At 65.9% G+C, this 19,405-nt stretch carries 15 protein-coding genes; 6 read left to right on the plus strand and 9 right to left on the minus strand.

What is annotated here, in order from left to right; genetic code table 11:
* The first annotated feature begins 245 nt into the window (after positions 1 to 245).
* Positions 246 to 2,192, plus strand: a complete 1,947-nt coding sequence (gene thiC, locus B3349_RS18175; protein WP_291590807.1) for a phosphomethylpyrimidine synthase ThiC — start codon at positions 246 to 248, stop codon at positions 2,190 to 2,192.
* A 171-nt stretch (positions 2,193 to 2,363) separates the two neighbouring features.
* Here the strand turns inward: thiC and B3349_RS18180 are convergent, their stop codons facing one another.
* The 5 genes from B3349_RS18180 to yjgA form a co-directional block, all read right to left on the minus strand.
* On the minus strand, positions 2,364 to 2,876 hold the full coding sequence (locus B3349_RS18180; RefSeq protein ID WP_291590809.1) for a GNAT family N-acetyltransferase: 513 nt from the start codon (positions 2,874 to 2,876) through the stop codon (positions 2,364 to 2,366).
* 101 nt (positions 2,877 to 2,977) lie between these two features.
* Positions 2,978 to 4,186 carry an ABC transporter substrate-binding protein gene (locus tag B3349_RS18185; protein WP_066536372.1) on the minus strand — a complete coding sequence of 403 codons (1,209 nt, stop codon included), beginning with the start codon at positions 4,184 to 4,186 and terminating at the stop codon, positions 2,978 to 2,980.
* 219 nt (positions 4,187 to 4,405) lie between these two features.
* Positions 4,406 to 5,614 carry a multidrug effflux MFS transporter gene (locus B3349_RS18190; protein ID WP_291590811.1) on the minus strand — a complete coding sequence of 403 codons (1,209 nt, stop codon included), beginning with the start codon at positions 5,612 to 5,614 and terminating at the stop codon, positions 4,406 to 4,408.
* Between the two features lie 263 nt (positions 5,615 to 5,877).
* On the minus strand, positions 5,878 to 6,492 hold the full coding sequence (gene mog, locus B3349_RS18195; RefSeq protein ID WP_291590813.1) for a molybdopterin adenylyltransferase: 615 nt from the start codon (positions 6,490 to 6,492) through the stop codon (positions 5,878 to 5,880).
* Positions 6,485 to 7,162 carry a ribosome biogenesis factor YjgA gene (gene yjgA / locus B3349_RS18200; protein ID WP_291590815.1) on the minus strand — a complete coding sequence of 226 codons (678 nt, stop codon included), beginning with the start codon at positions 7,160 to 7,162 and terminating at the stop codon, positions 6,485 to 6,487. The genes mog and yjgA overlap by 8 nt, the downstream gene beginning before the upstream one ends.
* 65 nt (positions 7,163 to 7,227) lie before the next feature.
* On the opposite strand from yjgA, the gene pmbA reads away from it, so the two are divergent.
* The 4 genes from pmbA (at position 7,228) to B3349_RS18220 (ending at position 14,746) form a co-directional block, all read left to right on the plus strand.
* Positions 7,228 to 8,637: a metalloprotease PmbA gene (gene pmbA, locus B3349_RS18205; protein WP_291590816.1), complete on the plus strand. Its 1,410-nt coding sequence runs from the start codon at positions 7,228 to 7,230 to the stop codon at positions 8,635 to 8,637.
* A gap of 255 nt (positions 8,638 to 8,892) precedes the next feature.
* Positions 8,893 to 9,780: an EamA family transporter gene (locus B3349_RS18210; protein WP_414646937.1), complete on the plus strand. Its 888-nt coding sequence runs from the start codon at positions 8,893 to 8,895 to the stop codon at positions 9,778 to 9,780.
* Positions 9,781 to 10,182: 402 nt separating this feature from the next.
* The gene (locus tag B3349_RS18215) at positions 10,183 to 12,789 is read left to right on the plus strand and encodes a sensor domain-containing protein (RefSeq protein ID WP_291590820.1); all 2,607 of its coding nucleotides are present in this window, start codon (positions 10,183 to 10,185) and stop codon (positions 12,787 to 12,789) included.
* A gap of 169 nt (positions 12,790 to 12,958) precedes the next feature.
* Positions 12,959 to 14,746 (plus strand): monovalent cation:proton antiporter-2 (CPA2) family protein, encoded by a 1,788-nt coding sequence (locus tag B3349_RS18220; protein WP_291590821.1) that lies wholly within the window; start codon positions 12,959 to 12,961, stop codon positions 14,744 to 14,746.
* Between the two features lie 108 nt (positions 14,747 to 14,854).
* Here B3349_RS18220 and B3349_RS18225 read toward each other — a convergent pair whose 3' ends face one another.
* Together B3349_RS18225 and B3349_RS18230 are read right to left on the minus strand one after the other, a co-directional pair.
* Complete coding sequence (locus B3349_RS18225) at positions 14,855 to 15,925, minus strand: hypothetical protein (protein ID WP_291590825.1); 1,071 nt, start codon at positions 15,923 to 15,925, stop codon at positions 14,855 to 14,857.
* Between the two features lie 183 nt (positions 15,926 to 16,108).
* A complete protein-coding gene (locus tag B3349_RS18230) occupies positions 16,109 to 17,200 on the minus strand; it encodes a tartrate dehydrogenase (RefSeq protein ID WP_291590827.1) in 1,092 nt (363 codons plus the stop codon).
* A gap of 92 nt (positions 17,201 to 17,292) precedes the next feature.
* Here B3349_RS18230 and B3349_RS18235 point away from each other — a divergent pair, with 92 nt between their 5' ends.
* Positions 17,293 to 18,213, plus strand: coding sequence for a LysR substrate-binding domain-containing protein (locus tag B3349_RS18235; RefSeq protein WP_291590829.1), 921 nt, complete (start codon positions 17,293 to 17,295; stop codon positions 18,211 to 18,213).
* 87 nt (positions 18,214 to 18,300) lie between these two features.
* Here the strand turns inward: B3349_RS18235 and B3349_RS18240 are convergent, their stop codons facing one another.
* A complete protein-coding gene (locus B3349_RS18240) occupies positions 18,301 to 18,747 on the minus strand; it encodes a GatB/YqeY domain-containing protein (protein WP_291590831.1) in 447 nt (148 codons plus the stop codon).
* A 199-nt stretch (positions 18,748 to 18,946) separates the two neighbouring features.
* Positions 18,947 to 19,159: a 30S ribosomal protein S21 gene (rpsU, locus tag B3349_RS18245; RefSeq protein ID WP_003052999.1), complete on the minus strand. Its 213-nt coding sequence runs from the start codon at positions 19,157 to 19,159 to the stop codon at positions 18,947 to 18,949.
* Positions 19,160 to 19,405: the final 246 nt, after the last annotated feature.

Here is a 19,405-nt window from a genome sequence, read left to right on the forward strand (position 1 = left end):
AAACCCCAGGCGCCTCGCGCACTGGGGTTTTGTCTTTTCTGGACGGGCCACAGCGCGCGCCAGCCCTGGCCGGAATCACCAGATTCCGGTGGATGCACCACCCACTGGGCCACCAGTGGTGCGGTTCTCCCAGGTGCAAGGCGGTTGGTGGATAGCCCAGGATAGGGCCATCCGCGGCGCCATCAGAGCAGGCCCAGCACTCCACGGAGCGTTTGATGTACTTCAACCGCTTTATGGAGACCGCGATGAACGCCCCTGATGCCATCTTCACCCCCCCCGCGTCCAACTTCTCGGGCGATGCCCCCGACACCGCCCGTTTTGCCGAGCTGCTGACCCAGTCGCGCCAGCCGTTTCCGGCCTCCACCAAAAGCTATCTGAGCGGTGCCATCCACCCCGGCATGCGCGTGCCGGTGCGCGATATCGCACTGACCAATGGCGAGCAGGTCAGCGTCTACGACACCTCCGGCCCCTACACCGATCCGGCGGCGCAGATCGACGTGCACCAGGGGCTGGCCAGCGTGCGTGGCAGCTGGATCGAAGCGCGTGGCGACAGCGAGTTCTATGTGGGTCGCCAGCGCGTGGCGCTGGACGATGGCGGCAAGCGCGGCGAGGAAGACGCGCGCGTGGCCCAGCTGCGCGCGGAAGCCGCTGCGCTGCAGCGCCAGCCGCGCCGCGCCAAGAGCGGTGCCAACGTGACCCAGATGCATTACGCCAGGCGCGGCATCATCACCCCCGAGATGGAATACGTGGCGCTGCGCGAAAACGGCCGCCGCGAATGGATGGCGCAGTATCAGCAGGACGCCGCGCGGGAAGCCCGCCTGGCCGGCAACAGCCTGGGCGCCGCCATTCCCAGGATCATCACCCCCGAATTCGTGCGCGACGAAGTGGCCCGGGGCCGCGCCATCATCCCCGCCAACATCAACCACCCCGAGATCGAGCCGATGGCGATCGGTCGCAATTTCAAGGTCAAGATCAACGCCAACATCGGCAACTCGGCCGTCACCTCCAGCATCGAGGAAGAGGTCGAAAAACTGGTCTGGGCCATCCGCTGGGGGGCCGACAACGTGATGGATCTGTCCACCGGCCGGAACATCCACACCACGCGCGACTGGATCGTGCGCAACTCGCCCGTGCCGATCGGCACCGTGCCCATCTACCAGGCGCTGGAAAAAGTCGGCGGCATTGCCGAAGACCTGACCTGGGAAATCTTCCGCGACACCCTGGTCGAGCAGGCCGAGCAGGGCGTGGACTACTTCACCATCCACGCGGGCGTGCGCCTGGCCTATATCCACCTGACGGCGCAGCGCCGCACCGGCATCGTGTCGCGCGGCGGCTCCATCATGGCCAAGTGGTGCATGGCCCACCACCGCGAGAGCTTCCTGTACGAGCATTTCGAAGACATCTGCGACATCATGAAGCAGTACGACGTGAGCTTCTCGCTGGGCGACGGCCTGCGCCCCGGTTGCGCCAGCGACGCCAACGACGAAGCCCAGTTTGCCGAACTGCACACCCTGGGCGAGCTGACCCAGACTGCCTGGAAGCACGATGTGCAGACCATGATCGAAGGCCCCGGCCACGTGCCCATGCACATGATCCAGCAGAACATGGCGGAGCAGCTCAAGCACTGCCATGAAGCGCCGTTCTACACGCTGGGCCCGCTGACCATCGACATTGCTCCCGGCTACGACCATATCGCCAGTGCCATCGGCGCGGCCATGATCGGCTGGATGGGCACCGCCATGCTGTGCTATGTCACGCCCAAGGAGCACCTGGGCCTGCCCGACCGGGACGACGTCAAGCAGGGCATCATCGCGTACAAGATCGCGGCCCACGCCGCCGATGTGGCCAAGGGACATCCGGGCGCACGTTCGCGCGACGATGCACTGAGCCAGGCGCGTTTCGACTTCCGCTGGGAAGACCAGTTCAACCTGGGTCTGGACCCCGACACCGCGCGCGCCTTCCACGATGAAACCCTGCCCAAGGACAGCGCCAAGGTGGCGCATTTCTGCAGCATGTGCGGCCCCAAGTTCTGTTCCATGAAGATCACCCAGGAAGTGCGTGACTTCGCCAAGCAGCAAGGCGTGGCGGCGGAGCAGGGCATTGCCGTGGGCATGCAGGCCAAGGCGACGGAGTTCAACCGGGCCGGCGGGGATTTCTACATCCCCATCGCCTCGGACACCACGGCGCGGTAAGCACTGTAGCCCTTGCCTGCGTACGCCCAGCGCCTGTCGGGCCCTGGGCCTGACCGGGAACCGCAGCGGCAGCATGCAGCTTTGTGTGTGCAAGCGGTTGGAGGTGCGGGGTTGAAAAAATCTTTTCAACTCCGCGCCGAATGCCGGAGCCTTCCCTCCGCCGCGTTTGCCTTACTGCGGGCGGTGCGCTTCGAAGTGCAGCAGGTCGAACCACTGGCCGTTCAGCTCCATGCTGCGGCGCGAATGGCCGAACTGGGCAAAGCCCTGTTTGTGCAGCACCCGCACTGAGGCCGGGTTTTCCGGGCGGGCAATGGCCTCGATGCGCTGCAGACCGTGCGTGGTGAAGGCCTGGTGCAGCACGGCGGCCACAGCCTGGCTGGCCAGGCCGCGCCCGCCGCAATCCGGTGCCACGCGGTAGCCCAGGGCGGCGCTGTGGAAATAGGGGCGCCGCACCTGGGTCAGGTTGATGCGGCCGACCAGGCGGCTCTCCTCCCACATCAGGTAGTGGAAAGCCTGGTCCTGCTGCTGGCGCTGCAGCGAGGCTTCCATTTCCTCCGCAAATCCTTCGGCGGTGTAAAAGCGCGCCGACCGGGCCTGCACCCATTGCTCGAAATAGGCGCGGTGGGCGGTTTCAAAATTCCAGAGCGCAGGGGCGTCAGTGGCGGCAAGCAGGCGGATGTCCATGGCAGTTCGGCAGGCAGAAACAAACACAGGCTGCCACCCGCAAGGGTGCAGCCCGTGCATTCTAGGCAGCCACCGGGGTGGCTGCCTGTCGCCAACTCAGCTCATTTCCAGTACTGGCACTTGCTCTCGGCCTTGGTGGTCCACACCTGGTCGGCGGGCAGCTTCTTGATGATCTTGTAGTAATCCCAGGTGCCCTTGGATTCGGCGGGGGACTTCACTTCCATCAGGTACATGTCGTGGGCGTAGCGGCCATCGGGGCGGATCACGCCTTCGCCGAAGAAGTCCTTGATGGGTTTGCCCTTCCATTCGGCCATCACCTTGTCGGCCTCCAGCGTGCCGGCACGCTGCACGGCCTGCAGCCAGGTCATGGTGGCGGAATAGTCGGCGGCCTGGATTTCGCTGGGCCGGCGCTTGGTCTTGGCCATGAACTTGTCGGCAAACTTGCGCGACTCGGCGTTCATGTCCCAGTACCAGGGGGCCGTGAACTGCATGCCTTCGGTGTTCTTCACCCCCAGGCTGTGGATGTCGCTGAAGAACACCAGCAGGCCGGCCAGCTTCATGCTCTTGGTGACGCCGAATTCCTTGGCGGCCTTGATGGAGTTGACGGTGTCGCCACCGGCATTCGCCAGGCCCAGGATCTGTGCCTTGCTGTTCTGTGCCTGCAGCATGAAGCTGGAGAAGTCGCTGGCGTTCAGCGGTGTCTTGACCGCACCCAGCACCTTGCCGCCGTTGGCCTGCACGATCTTGGTGGTGTCGGCTTCCAGCGCATGGCCGAAGGCATAGTCTGCGGTCAGGAAGAACCAGCTCTTGCCGCCGGCTTCCACCACGGCCTGGCCCGTGCCCTTGGCCAGGGCCACGGTGTCAAAGGCATAGTGCACGGTGTAGGGCGTGCACTGCTCGTTGGTCAGCGCCGAGCTGCCGGCGCCGTTGTCCACAAAGATGCGCTTCTTCTCGGCGGCCACCTGGGCCATGGCCAGGGCCGTGGCGCTGTTGGTGCCGCCAAACACCAGGCTGATGTCCTGCTGGTCGATCCACTCGCGTGCCTTGCTGGCGGCGATGTCGGCCTTGTTCTGGTGGTCGGCCGTCATCAGCTCGATGGGCTTGCCCAGCACCTTGCCGCCAAAGTCATCGATCGCCATCTGGATGGCGGTGGCGCCATGCTTGCCTTCCACGTCGGCGTAGAGGCTGGACATGTCGGTGATGAAGCCGATCTTGACGGTGGCCGGTTCCTTGAACTGGGCCTGTGCCGCACCATGGGCCAGGCCCAGTGCACAGATTGCCATGGCCAAGGGCGTGAGTTGCTGCCGCATGCGAGTGTCTCCTGTAGATGTTGTGTTCCGTGGCGCTGAACGCCACCTGCACTGCACATGCTGGCACTGCGGCCCGCCGCCGGATAGCGGGCAAGTGCGCAGGGGAAACTCCGGGCTTGCCAGGTCAGGCCAGCCGCTGGTCACCGACGTAAGGGGCAAACGCGGGTCACCACCGCCCCTGCAGATGCAGGCGCCGGCGGGGCCTGGGAGTCCTGCCGCTCAGGCCACGCGGCTGCGGTCGGCCTGCGGGACCGGTGTGCGCGTGGCCCACCACCAGATCAGCGCCCCCAGCGAGACGGTGATGGCCTGGCCCAGCGCCAAGGCCAAGCCGCGGTGAAACAGGTGGGGTACCACGGCGCCGGCCATGGTGGCGAACACGCTCATCTGCGTGAACCCCTGCAGCGACGAGGCCAGGCCGCGCATCTGCGGGAACATGCCCATCACCTGCAGCGTGAGGATGGGCATCAGCAGCGAAATGCCCAGCGTGTAGCAGGTGATTGGCAGCACGGCCCAGGGCACCACGGGCGCATCGGTGAAGGCGTTGTAGAGCACATTGCTGGCGCAGCCGGCCAGCAAAAAGGTGTAACCCATGGCCTTTTGCACGCGGGGGGGAATGCGCTTGGCCAGCGAGCCAGACAGTGCCGAGCCGATCATGGAGCCGCCGATCAACGGGATGAACAGCCAGCCGAACGAGGTTTCCTCCAGGTGCAGCACGTTCAGGATGAATTCCGCTGCCGAACTGATGTAGACCGAGTTGGCGCCGGCCATCAGTGCCAGGCCCAGCAGCATCAGGCGAAAGCGGCCGTTGCGCAGGGCGGTCAGGTAGTTGCCGGCAATCACCTGCAGCTTCAGCGGCACGCGCTTTTCGGGTGCCAGGGTTTCCGGCAGGGCACGCCAGCACAGCAGGGCCAGCAGCACGCCAAAGCCGGACAGAAAGAAGAACGCCGCGCGCCAGCCGCCATGGGTCTGCAGCCAGCCGCCGAAAATCGGCGCCAGCGCCGGGGCCAGGCCAAAGCAGAACATCACCATGCTCATCATGCGCTGGGCATCGGCGCCCTGGAAGCGGTCCTGCACCATGGCGCGCACCACCACCATGCCGGCGCCTGCCGTCAGGCCCTGGACAAAGCGCACGGCAATCAACGCCTGGATGCTGGTGGCAAATGCCGCCACGCAGGAGGTGACGGCAAAGCCCATGGCTGCACACAGCAGCACGCGCTGGCGGCCGAAGGTGTCGCTGAGCGTGCCGTAGAACAGCATGGTGATGGCCATGGCCAGCACATAGGCGCTCAAGGTCTGCTGCACGGCGGCAGGTCCCACGGCAAATTCCTGGGCGATGGCGTGGAACGAGGGCAGGTAGGTGTCGATGCCCAGTGGACCGATCATGGTGCACAGGGCAAACAGCAAGGTCAGGGCAATGGACGATTTCATGCAGCGGCAACAGGAACAGGCACCACAGCCTGGCTGGGTGCTCTGGAATGACTAGCGATGGCGTAGCCTTGGCATGGCGCCAGCGGTCGATTGGACGGCAAAACGCGCCAGCCCGCGTGGCGGGCGTGCAAGACCGCTGCAGGTGGCTGGGCACCGCCGGTAAAGCCTGCGTAAAGCAGCCTGCCGTGCGCAAGCGGGGGCAAGTGGGCGACAGCGGGAAGGGCGCCCGCAAGGAGGGGCGGCCCAGGGATGGTAGGCCGGTGTCAGGCGGCGCGCACGCGCACGGCGTTCTTGGGGCGGAAAGCCTTGCAGACCTTGTCCTGGGTCTCCAGGTAGGGGCCGCCAATCAGGTCGATGCAATAGGGCACGGCGGCAAAGATGCCATGCACCTTCTGCACGCCCTCGGCGTCCTTCAGGCCTTCCAGCGTCTCGGCGATCGCCTTGGGCTGGCCGGGCAGGTTGATGATCAGGCAGTTGCCGCGGACCACCGCCACCTGGCGCGAGAGAATGGCCGTGGGCACAAAGGCCAGGCTGATCTGGCGCATCTGCTCGCCAAAGCCGGGCATCTCCCTGTCGGCCACGGCCAGCGTGGCTTCGGGCGTTACATCGCGCAGCGCCGGGCCGGTGCCGCCGGTGGTCAGCACCAGGCTGCAGCCGGCATCCACCAGCTCCACCAGCGTCTGGCTGATGGTGGCCTGCTCGTCGGGGATCAGGCGCGCGGCGAAGGTGATGGGGTTGTGCAGCGCACGGCCCAGCCAGTCCTGCAGCGCAGGCAGGCCTTTGTCCTCATAGACCCCGCTGCTGGCGCGGTCGCTGATGGAGACAATGCCGATCTTCACCGGATCGGCGGCAAGCGCCTGGCGCACCTCCTCATTCATCGGCGTCGTCCTCGGTATCAGCTCCTTCGGCGGCTTCGCCACCGGTGATGTGGAAGCGCACCAGCTGGAACAGTTCGCGGTAGGCCCGGCCCTTGGTGGCGGGCGGGGGCGTCTGGCCCTTGGCTTCGGCCTCGGCGGCCTTGGCCTTGGCGGCGGCTTCGTCCTTGCGGGCCTGGCGCATCAGCGCGCGGATCTGCTGGGTGTCGGTGGCCGGGAACTGGTCCATCCACACGCCCAGGTGGTCGTCGCTTTCGATCAGGCGGTCGCGCCAGTGCTCGGCAATCTGCGTCTGCTGTTTGCCGATGCTGGCGCCGTTGCGCTGTTCATTGAGCGCATCCTTGATGGCGGCGATCTGCTGCTCGTCGAGCTTGCGCATCTGCTTGCCGATGAACTGCATCTGGCGGCGCTTGCCTTCGAAGTTGGTGATGCGCAGCGCTTCGGCCAGCGCTTCGACCAGCTTGTCGGGCAGTTGCAGGCGCTCCAGCAGGCCGCGGCGCAGCGTGAGCAGCTCCTTGCCCAGGTCCTGGAGGGCATCGCTTTCGCGCTTGAGGTCGGTCTTGGTGGAATCCCAAGTGCCTTTGAGTTCGGCCTTCAGTTCAAGGTCGAGTTCGCTGCCTTCGGCGACGAACTTGCCTCGTACGAAGTAGCCCTTGGTGGGTTTGCGTGACATGGTGAGGGGGCAATTGTCTTGGCGGCGCAGGGAGCGCCGCAGTGGCAAGTATCATAGCTGCCGCTATGAAAAAACCCCGTCCCAGCTCCACAAGCACCAGCAGCGTGCAGGCCGATTCCGGATTCAGCTACCGCCGCGACTTTTTTGAGGGCCTGGTCGACCAGGCGCTGGCACATGCCAAAAAGCTGGGTGCCACCGATGCTGGCGCCGATGCCTCCGAGGGCTGCGGCCTGAGCGTGAGCGTGCGCAAGGGCGAGCTGGAGACGGTGGAGCGCAACCGCGACAAGTCGCTGGGCGTGACGGTCTATGTGGGCCAGCGCCGTGGCAACGCCAGCACCTCCGACTTCTCGGAAGAAGCCGTCAAGCGCACGGTGCAGGCCGCCTATGACATCGCCCGTTTCACGGCCGAAGACCCGACAGCCGGTCTGCCCGATGCCGAAGACATCGCCCTGCCCGGCACCCACCGCGATCTGGACCTGTTCTTCCCCTGGGACGTGAGCAGCGAAGAGGCCGCACGCATCGCCCTGGAATGCGAAGCGGCCGCCCTGGGCACGCACAAGCGCATCACCAACAGCGAAGGCGCCAGCGTTTCGGCCCAGCAAAGCCATTTCTTCAGCGCCCACACCCGGGGCTTCAGTGGCGGTTATGCCAGCTCGCGCCACAGCCTGTCGGTGGCGCCGATTGCCTCGATGCCCGGCAAGAACGCTGAAATGCAGCGCGATTACTGGTACAGCTCCATGCGCGACGCCAAGGAACTGGCATCGCCCGAGGCCGTGGGCCGCTACGCCGCCCAGCGCGCCCTGAGCCGCCTGGGCAGCCGCAAGATTCCCACCACCGAATGCCCGGTGCTGTTCGAGTCCACGCTGGCGTCAGGCCTGCTGGGCGGTTTTGTGCAGGCCATCAGCGGCGGCACGCTCTATCGCAAGAGCAGTTTCTTGCTGGATTCCCTGGGCAAGAAGGTGTTTCCCAAGCACATTGACATTGCGGAAGACCCCTTCATCCTGCGCGGCAAGGGCAGCTCGCCCTATGACGACGAGGGCGTGAAGGTGCAGGCACGCAAGGTGGTGGATGCCGGCCGGGTGGAAGGCTATTTCCTGTCCAGCTACTCGGCACGCAAGCTGGGCATGAAGACCACGGGCAACGCGGGCGGCTCGCACAACCTGAGCCTGACGTCGCGTCTGACCCGCGCGGGCGACGATCTGGACGCCATGCTGAAGAAGCTGGGCACCGGCCTGTTCGTGATCGAGCTGATGGGCCAGGGGGTGAACTACGTGACCGGCGACTATTCGCGCGGCGCCAGCGGCTTCTGGGTGGAAAACGGCCAGATCGCCTTCCCGGTGGAGGAGATCACCATCGCCGGCAACCTGAAGGACATGTACCAGGGCATCGAAGCCGTGGGGGCCGATGCCTACAACTACGGTGCCAAGACCGTGGGTTCCATCCTGATCAACCGCATGAAGGTGGCCGGCAGCTGAGCGCTGCAGGTGGCCGTCTCCGTGAAAGCAGCCTGCGGGCTGCTTTTTTCATCGTGGCTGGCACATGTCCTGCGGGCACGGAGAGGGCACTGCCCGGCAGGCCCGCCATGGGCACGCGGCACCGTGGCATCCAATTTGCTGCATGCCATCTGGCCTGCACGGCGGGCGCAGTCGGGCGATACTGAACGGCTGCTTTCCATTCACGCATAACAACAAAGCTTCATGACTTCTGCCTCCCCTTCTGCCACCGCGGGCATGTCCCGCGCCGACTGGCTCAGCGCTCTCATCGTCATCGTGGTCTGGGGGCTGAACTTTGTGGTGATGAAGTGGGGCCTGGCCACGCTCTCGCCCTTGCTGCTGTGCGCGCTGCGCTTTGTCGCGGCATCGCTGCCGTTTCTGCTGTTCGTGCGCCCGCCGCGCAATCTGTCCTGGGGGCTGCTGGCCGCCTACGGCCTGGTGCAAGGGGTGGGCCAGTTCGGCCTGCTGTTCACCGGCATGAAGCTGGGCATGCCGGCCGGCATGGCATCGGTGGTGCTGCAGACCCAGGCCTTCATCACCATGCTGATGGCCGCTGCGCTGCTGGGCGAAAAGCCGCAGCGCTGGCAATGGATCGGCCTGACGGTGGCCATTGCCGGCCTGGTGCTGATTGGCGCGGCCCATGGCGACGGAGCCAGCCAGATGACGCTGCTGGGTTTTCTCTTCACCGTGGGGGCTGCGGCCATGTGGGCTAGCTCCAATCTGCTCACGCGCATGGCCGCCAAGCAGGGGCCGTATGAGCCGGTGTCCTTCATCGTCTGGACCAGCCTGTTCCCCATTGTTCCGCTGCTGCTGCTGTCGCTGTGGCTGGATGGTACGGAGCAAGTCGTGCAGCAGCTGCAGGCCATCGGTGTGCGGGAGCTGGGGGTGATCGCCTACCTGGCCTTCCTTTCCACGCTGCTGGGCTATGGCCTGTGGACGCGCCTGCTGCAGCGCTACGCCGCCAGCACCGTGGCGCCGCTGTCCCTGCTGGTGCCGGTGATCGGCCTGCTGTCGGCCATGCTGCTGCTGGGGGAGTTCCCCACGGCCTTGCAGTGGCTGGGGACCGCAGGGGTGCTGCTGGGCATGGTGGTCAACCAGTTCGGCGGGAAATGGCTGCGGCGCTGAACGCGCCGGGCGGCACAGGCCGCCTCCGGCCTGCGGTCGCGGCGAGGGCGGCCGCAGGGCCAGGAAGCTGACACGCAACTGATAACCCTGTGGCTTGGGGCCATGGGGTACAGCCCTCCTGGCAAGGAGGGAGGCTTGGTGGCTCCTGCTGTGGTGGGCGGTTACTTTTGACAGATGGACAAGCGGCTGCGGCCTGTCCATGTGGCGGGCGCCGTGCCGGGCGTCTGCAGGCAGCACCAGGGCGGCGCCGGTGCGTGAAATACACCAGATATATAGTTTGTAAATATCGCGTTCGTCCTTATTATTATTGCGATCAATATAAAAAGTCACCGGTCCACGCAGAGGAGGGCTGCCGACCGTTGCCTCGCCACCGATCCGTCGGATGAAGCAAAAGGAATCAGCATGCAAGAGGGAGCTGCGCACGGCGCACTGTCGCAGGCGCTGCAACTGGCACAGTTGCAGGCCGTGGACCGGGTGATGGCCATAGCCGCATTCGAGGTCGATGGCACCTTGTGCCATGCCAATGCGAATTACCTGAAACTGATGGGGCTCTCGGCGGCACAGGCCCAGGGGCGCCCACACCGCAGCTTCTGCACGCCCGCCCTGCTGGGCAGCGACAAGTACGAGACCATCTGGTCCAGCCTGTGCGCCGGCCATGCCTATTCGGGCATCGTGGAGCGTCTGCGCAGCGACGGCAGCAGCTGCTGGCTGGAAGCCACCTATTCGCCGGTGCTGGATGCGCAGGGCCGGGTGCTGCAGATTCTGAAGATCGCCACCGACATCTCGGCGCGCCATGCCCGGGAGCAGGCGCAGCAGGAGCACCTGCGCCGCCTGTCTCTGGTGGCGGATGCTTCTGACACGGCGGTCGTCATCAGCGATGGTGCTTCCTGCATCCTCCACGTCAACGGCGGCTTTACCCGCATGTTCGGCTGGACCACCGACGAAGTGGCCGGGCGCACACCGATTGCCTTGCTGGCGCCCCAGATGTCGGAAGAGTTCATCAACATCTACCGCACCGAGCTGCGTGCCGGCCGGCCGGTGGGCCGGGAAGAGATCGTGGTGGGCAAGAACGGCCAGCGCTACTGGGCCAAGGTCATCAGCAACCCGATTCTGGATGCCGACGGGCAATGGCGCTACACGGTGTCCATGCTTACCGACATCACCCGCTCCAAGATGCACGAAGCGCTGCAGCACCGGGTGCTCGAAGCCATGGCCCGCGAGCGGCCGCTGGCCGAGGTGCTGGAGATGGTCTGCCAGGAGGTGGAGCGCATCGCCCCGGAAGTGACGGCGTCCATTCTGGAAGTGGATGCGCAGGGCCTGATGCACCCGCTGGCGGGCCTGAGCCTGCCAGCGTCGTATTCGCAGCAGCTCGACGGCGTGGCCATCGGTCCCCAGGTGGGCTCCTGCGGCACGGCAGCATGGCGCAATGCGCCGGTGCTGGTGGACGACATCGCGCAGGATCCGCTGTGGAGCAACTACAAGCACCTAATCCTGCCGCTGGGCTACCACGCCTGCTGGTCCACCCCGATCCGCAACAGCCAGGGCCATCCCATCGGCACCTTTGCCTTCTACTACCGTGAACCCCGCACAGATGCCTCGTCGGCCTTTCACCAGCAGCTGGTGGATGCCTGCTCGCACCTGTGCGCGCTGGCGCTCGAGCGCGAACATGCCCGCGCACGCATCCGCCAGCTGGCGTTCTATGATGGCTTGACGGGCCTGCCCAACCGCAGCCTGCTGCAGGCCAAGGCCGACCAGGCCATTGCCTCGGCCGCACGCAACGACGAACAGCTGGCCGTGCTGTTCATCGATCTGGACCGCTTCAAGCAGGTCAATGACTCCCTGGGCCACCCGGCCGGCGATGAGCTGCTGCGCAATGTCGCCAGCCGCGTGCAGCAGGTGCTGCGCGGCTCCGACATTGCCGGGCGCCTGTCGGGTGACGAGTTTGTGGCGGTGCTGCCGCAGTGTGACGCCGAGCATGTCGCCAACACCATCGAGCGGCTGCAGGAGCTGCTGGCCGCACCGCTGACCATTGCCGAGACCTCGCTGGCCGTGTCCGCCAGCATCGGCATCGCCATGTTCCCGGCCGACGGACGCGATATGGAAACGCTGGTACACCGCGCCGACATGGCCATGTACCAGGCCAAGAGCCAGGGCCGCGGCCGCTTCAGCTTCTTCAGCAGCGAGATGAACCGCCTGGCCCAGGAGCGGCTGGCATTGGAGACCGCACTGCGCAAGGCGCTGCAGGAAGGCGGGCTGCGCCTGCACTACCAGCCGCAGATTGATATGGCCAGCGGCCAGCTCTACGGCGTGGAAGCCCTGGCCCGCTGGACCCATGCGGAGCTGGGCGAGGTGTCGCCGGCCCGTTTCATTCCGCTGGCGGAGGAGTGCGGTCTGATCGCGGATCTGGGCCGCTGGGCTTTGGGCGAGGCCTGCCACCAACTGGGGCAGTGGCGCACCCAGGGGCTGGCGGTGCCGGCGGTGTCGGTCAATCTCTCGCCGTCGAGCTTCCACAACCTGGACCTGCCGCGCATGATTGCCGACACGCTGGACCGCAATGCGCTGGCCCCCCAGGATCTGACGCTGGAGCTGACCGAAAGCATTCTGCTGGACACCAACCCCAGCACCATGAAAACCATCGACGAAGTGCATGCGCACGGCGTGCGCCTGTCCATGGACGACTTCGGCACGGGCTATTCCAGCCTCAGCTATCTGCGCCGCCTGCCGGTCAGCGAGCTGAAGCTCGATCGCAGCTTTGTGGCGGACCTGGAGCACGATGAAGCTGCCCGCGCGCTGAGCAGTGCCATCCTGGGCATCGGCAAAAGCCTGCACCTGACCGTGGTGGCCGAGGGGGTGGAAACCGCCACCCAGAACGTGATGCTGCGCGAGCAGGGCTACCCGGTGGCCCAGGGCTTTCTGTTTTCCCGCCCGCTGTCGCCCCAGGACCTGGAGCAGTGGCTGATCCGGCGCCAGGCGGAAGCGCCGGCATTGGCGCCCGTGGCGCAGCTCTGAGCCGCTGCCGCCCGGGCTCTGAGGCCGCCGGTGGAGGGGCCTCAGCCGGGGCATTTCTGCCGCATGGCCATCCCGCGGAAGCGGCCGAAATGGCATGGGATGTGCGTTAGCATCGCTGACCCCGCCGCGCTTGCCGTGGCATTCGGAATGCACGTACAAGGAACTGCCAATGGCCGCAGACGGCAATACCAGCCAACTGGTGGGAATCGTGACTTTGCTGGGGGCCGCCGTCGTCGGTGTGCCGCTGTTCAAGCGCCTGGGGCTGGGCGCCGTGCTGGGCTATCTGGCGGCCGGTCTGGTGATCGGCCCATTCGGCATGGGCCTGCTGACCGATGCGCAGACCATCATCCATGTGGCCGAGCTCGGGGTGGTGATGTTCCTTTTCGTCATCGGGCTGGAGATGAAACCCTCCCATCTGTGGGGCCTGCGCGGGCAGATCTTCGGCCTGGGCAGCATGCAGGTGGTGCTGTCGGCCCTGCTGCTGACCGGGGTGGGGGTGTCGTTTGGCTTCCCATGGCAGGTGGCTTTCATCAGCGGCGCGGGCTTTGTGCTGACGTCCACCGCCATCGTGATGCAGGTGCTGGCCGAACGGGGTGACCTGCATGCGCCCCAGGGCCAGCGCATCGTGTCCATTCTGTTGTTTGAAGATCTGCTGATCGTGCCGCTGCTGGCGGTGGTGGCTTTTCTGGCGCCGGCCGACGCGGCGGCCGCCAATGCATCGGCCGCGCCGCTGTGGCAGCGCATCGGCATTGCCGTGCTGTCGCTGGGCGCGCTGGTGGCGGCCGGCCGCTGGCTGCTGAACCCCATGTTCCAGGTGCTGGCCCGGGCCAAGGCGCGCGAGGTGATGACCGCCGCCGCGCTGCTGGTGGTGCTGGGGGCGGCGCTGCTGATGGAGTGGGGCGGTCTGTCGATGGCGCTGGGGGCCTTTGTGGCCGGCGTGCTGCTGTCGGAATCGAGCTTCCGCCACCAGCTTGAGGCCGATATCGAGCCCTTCCGCGGCCTGCTGCTGGGCCTGTTCTTCCTGGGGGTGGGCATGGCCCTGAACCTGGATGTGGTGGGCCGCAACTGGCCGCTGATCGTGGCCGGGGTGCTGGCACTGATGGTGGGCAAGGCGCTGTGCATCTATATGGTGGCGCGCTTCGCCAAAAGCCCGCATGCCGAGGCTATGGACCGCGCCATCCTGATGGCGCAGGGTGGCGAATTCGCGTTCGTGCTGTTCACCGAAGCGCTGAAGCTGCGCGTCATGGACGCCGAGGTGAACGCCAATATGACAGCCATCGTGGTGCTGTCGATGGCCCTCACGCCTCTGGTGGTGGTGCTGTACAAGCGCTGGGTGCGGGCCGATGCGCTGTCGCTGGACGGCGTGGAAGCGCCGCAGGACCTGCAGGGCAATGTGCTGATCATCGGCTTTGGCCGCGTGGGGCAGATTGCCAGCCAGGGCCCGCTGGCCAAGGGGGTGCAGCTGTCCATCATCGACAACGACCCGGACACCATCCGCGCGGCGGCGCTGTATGGCTTCAAGGTCTATTACGGCGACGGTGCACGGCCGGACATCCTGCATGCGGCAGGGGCCAAGCACGCCCAGGCCATCGTCGTCTGCGTGGACGACAAGGCCGCAGCCACCCGCATTGTGGAGAACGTGCGGCGCGAATGTCCGCATGTGCAGCTGGTGGTGCGGGCCTTCGACCGGGAACATGCGCTGGAGCTGGTGCGCCAGGATGCTGACCATGTGGTGCGCGAGACCTTTGAATCCGCCATGGTGATGGCCCGCCAGACGCTGAAGGTGCTGGGCGTGGACGATGGCGAGGCCGACCTGCTGCTGGAGCAGGTGCGCAGCCGCGATGCCGAACGCTTTGCGCTGGAAACTGCCGGAGGCCTGTTTGCCGGCCGGGCCCTGGTGCTGGGCAATATCGAGCACATTGCCCCGCCGCGCCACGACGACGACGCGCGCAAGTAAGAGCGACGCAGGGCCGTCATGGTGGTGTGCAGCCTTTCGGAAAGGGCTGCGGGCGCCGGGAGGGGAATGCGGGTGCGCTCGCCGCTCCGCAGTCCGGTGCGGGCGGGACTAGGCTTTGCCCCAGACCAGGGGCTGGGGGGCGGGTGCCAGGGCCTGCCCGTCCAGCTTGCCCAGTGCCGCTCCTTCCAGCCGGGTGACGCCCAGCGCGGCCAGCGTGGCGGGCTCCACCGCATCCAGCGGCCCCATCTGCGGCCCCTGGAAATGCGCACAGAAGGCCACGGCGTCGGCCTTTTTCACAAAGTACGCCCACACGGCCTCCAGGCGCAGGTGGCCATGAAAGGCCTGCTCCAGCACCACGCTGTAGGGCGAGGCGTCGAAGGGAACGTAGTGGATGCGCTGGCGCAGCGCCCAGGAGGTGGGGCGTGCGGCCCGCTCGGCCAGCTTGAGCAGGCGGGGGCGGTCCTCCTGCACGCCCACATAGAACAGCACATCGCGGGCATTCACTTCCACCTCGCCGGCCTCGCTGGCGAACCGGGCCTGGGTGCCGCGGTCCGCACTCCAGCCGAGAAAGCGGCTCAGGCGCGTGGGCATGCCTTCCTTGCCCAGCAGGTACATGCGGTAGCGGTCGGTGACGGAGCTGAAGTCGTCCAGCTCGTGCGGAGCGTGCAGCTGAAAGAACCCACCGCCATGGGGCATCACGCGGCGGTAGTCGCTGAAAAAGGCCGACGCATTGAAGCTGGGGTTCTGCTGCGCAATGTGGCGGGTGAGCATGGCATGCAGGCTGTCGGTGACCACCTTGCACAGCGTCGCCACCGCCGGCTGGTGCAGCACCTGCACGGCGGCTTCCCCATCCTCGTGGCAGTGCACTGCGAGGATGGGAGTGCCGTCCAAGGTGAGCAGGTGCCCGGTGGTGCGCCAGTGGCGCTTGGATTCTTCCTTGAACCGGTCTGCGGCCAGGCCAAAGCTGTAGACCTCATGCAACAGCAGCCGGTCTGCGTAGTGCGTCTGCAGTTGCTCCAGGGTGTGCAGCGCAGCCGGGTCGCGCGGTGCGATGCGGATGGCCCCGCCGCTGAGCTGGCCCAGGGCCGCAAAGAAGATCTTGCGGGCCGTGCTGTCCCCCAGCGCAGGGGTGCAGGGCGACGCCTCCAGAAAGGAGTGCAACAGCTGGTCTGTGTCCATACCGGCTCCAGAAAAGGAAAAAGCAGGAAGCCGTCGCTGTGCACGCGGCCACCTGCTTTCTAGAGCCGGAGCAGCCGGAACGCAAAGGTTCCGGTCTGAAAGTCCGGGAAAACCGTTCCAAAGGCGGGACCGGCGATGCCGATGGACGGCCGCGCTGACCGCCGCCGCCCCTTGGTCAGCGCATCAGCCCTGGGCAATCTGCGCTGCAATGGCCTCGCCCACCTGCGTGGTGTTGGCGCTGCCGCCCAGGTCGGGTGTCTTGGGGCCGGCCTTGATGACGGTTTCGATGGCCGCCACGATGGCATCGTGGGCGGCGCGCCAGTTGCCCTCGCTGTGGCCCAGGAAATCCAGCATCAGTGCGCCGGACCAGACCATTGCGATCGGGTTGGCGATGTTCTGGCCGTAGATGTCGGGGGCCGAACCGTGCACGGGCTCGAACAGCGACGGGAACGTGCGCTCGGGGTTCAGGTTGGCCGACGGGGCCAGGCCGATGGTGCCGGTGGTGGCAGGGCCCAGGTCGGAGAGGATGTCGCCGAACAGATTGGTGGCCGCCACCACATCGAAGCGGCCCGGCTGCAGCACAAAGCGCGCGGTCAGGATGTCGATGTGCTGCTTGTCCAGCGTGACTTCGGGGTAGGCCTGGTGCATGGCGTCGGCCTGCTTGTCCCACCACGGCATGCTGATGGCAATGCCGTTGCTCTTGGTGGCCAGGGTCACATGCTTTTTGCTGCGGCTCTGCGCCAGATCGAAAGCGTATTTCAGCAGGCGCTGGGCGCCGTGCTTGCTGTAGACCGATTCCTGGATGCAGATCTCTCGGTCCGTGCCTTCGAACATGATGCCGCCCAGTGCGGTGTATTCGCCCTCGGTGTTCTCGCGCACCACGTAGTAGTCGATATCGCCGGGCTTGCGGCCGGCCAGCGGGCAGGGCACGCCTTCGAACAGGCGCACCGGGCGCAGATTGATGTACTGGTCGAACTCGCGGCGGAACTTGAGCAGCGAGCCCCACAGGGAGACATGGTCAGGCACGGTGGCCGGCCAGCCCACGGCGCCGAAGAAGATGGCGTCCATGCCGCTGAGCTGGGCCTTCCAGTCGTCCGGCATCATCGTGCCGTGGGCCGCGTAGTAATCGCAGTGTGCCCAGTCGAAGTGGTGGAACTCCAGCGGCAGCTGGAATTTCCGGGCCGCGGCTTCCAGCGCGCGCAGGCCTTCGGGCATGACTTCCTTGCCGATGCCGTCACCGGCGATGACGGCAATTTTCTTGGGGGGGATGCTCATGGTCGTGCTTTCCATCAAAGTGCGTGGGCCTGATTCTGACCCATGATGTAATGAAGGCAATCCTTTGTTTGTGCTTTGATTGTTTACATATCGTGTTTAAAAACCTGCTGCCTGAAGACCTGCGTGTGTTCCTGGTCGTGGTGCGCCGGGCCAGCTTTGTCGCGGCGGCGCAGGAGCTGGGGGCCTCACCGGCCTATGTGAGCAAGCGCATCCGCCTGCTGGAAGAAGAGCTGGCCGTCAGGTTGCTGCACCGCACCACCCGCCGCGTGGCGGTGACGGAAGAGGGCGAGCGCGTCTTTCAATGGGCGCAGCGCATCCTGGATGACATCGACCACCTGGTGCAGGATGTGAGCACCACCCGCGCCGAAGTGCGCGGTCTGCTGCGCGTGAGCAGCAGCTTTGGCTTCGGTCGCAATGTGATTGCGCCAGCCTGCTCCAAGCTGATCGCGCAGCACCCCGGCCTGCAGGTGCGGCTGGAAGTCTTTGACCGCATTGTCGATGTGGCGGCCGAAGGCTTCGACCTGGATGTGCGGGTGGGCGACGAGATTGCCCCCCACCTGCTGGCCAGGCGGCTGGCGGCCAACCACCGCGTGCTCTGCGCAGCGCCTGCCTATCTGCAGCGGCGCGGGGCGCTGCGCTCCATCGATGAGCTGCCGGCCCACGATTGCCTGGTCATCAAGGAGCGCGACCACCCGTTTGGCGTGTGGAAGCTGCGCGCCGGTGCGGAGGAGCGCACGCTGAAGGTGACCGGCCCGCTGTCCACCAACAACGGGGAGATGGCGGTGCAGTGGGCCGTGGACGGCCACGGCATCATCCTGCGCTCCATCTGGGATGTGCAGCCCATGCTGGACGACGGCCGCCTGGTGCCGGTGCTTGCCGGCTGGACCCAGGAGGCCAATGTCTGGGCGGTCTATCCCAGCCGCCTGAGCCGTTCGGCGAAGGTGCGTGTGGCGGTGGAATTCCTGCAGCGCTACCTGGGGGAGGAGGCGGGCCTGCATGGGCCTGCCGCGTGAAGGCCGCAGCGGATGTGCCGCTCAGCTGCAGGCATGAAAAAAGCGCCCGCAGGCGCTTTTCTCCATGGCTCTCCACGAGCCCGGCGCTTACTTGCTCAGCGCAGCCTTCACTGCGGCCGACACCAGACCCATATCGGCCTTGCCGGCCAGCTGGGACTTCACGGCGCCCATGACCTTGCCCATGTCGCCGGGGCCGGTAGCACCGACTTCGGCCACGATCGCGGCCACGGCAGCGGTGATTTCGGCCTCGCCCATGCGCTCGGGCAGGTAGACCTTCAGCACTTCCACTTCGGCCTTTTCCACGTCGGCCAGATCCTGGCGGTTGGCGCTTTCGAAAGCGGCGATGGAGTCCTTGCGCTGCTTGATCAGCTTGTCGACGATGGCGATGACGGCAGCATCATCCAGCTCCACGCGCTCGTCCACTTCCTTTTGCTTCATCGCGGCCTGCAGCAGGCGGATGGTGCCCAGGCGTGCGCTGTCCTTGGCACGCATGGCGGTTTTCATATCTTCGGTAATCTGGGCCTTCAAGCTCATCGCTCTCTCCTGGGTGCGGGCGGATGGGGCGCGACACCGGTAACGGCGTTGCAGTGCCTAGCCTCGGCGTGGCGCTCCATCTGCGGGGAGGTCACTGCGCCGCAATCTGTGTTCGCAGTGGCCAGAAAACAAAAAACCCGCGCTTGGCGTCCCTAGCGCGGGTTGCGGCTTTTAAGGGCCGACGAATCCTAGAGGCTGATTAGTACAGCTTCTTGGGCAGCTGCATGCTGCGCACGCGCTTGTAGTGGCGCTTGACGGCAGCAGCCTTCTTGCGCTTACGTTCAGCGGTGGGCTTTTCGTAGAATTCACGAGCGCGCAGGTCGGTCAGCAGGCCCAGCTTTTCGATGGTGCGCTTGAAGCGGCGCAGAGCAACTTCATAGGGTTCGTTTTCTTTGACGCGGATGGTAGTCATTCAATTTCCAGATATATCTGTGCTGCCAGCGGGTTCTCGGGAAGATCGGGCCTAAGAGCCATGTACAGCGGTTGTCCCCGTCTCTATGAACTAGTATGGCGGACGGGGTTGCCAGCAAAGTCGAGCATTATAGCCGCATCCTTGGCGCATGCAAGCCGCCCGGCCGCAGCCGGCGCATTTCGCCCTGTCTCCGCTGCGCGCAGGGGGCCTGCGGATTCCCCTGGAAGGCGCTGATGCGGCGGGGGG

This window comes from Comamonas sp. UBA7528, assembly GCF_002479375.1.
Classification (GTDB): Bacteria; Pseudomonadota; Gammaproteobacteria; order Burkholderiales; family Burkholderiaceae_C; genus Comamonas.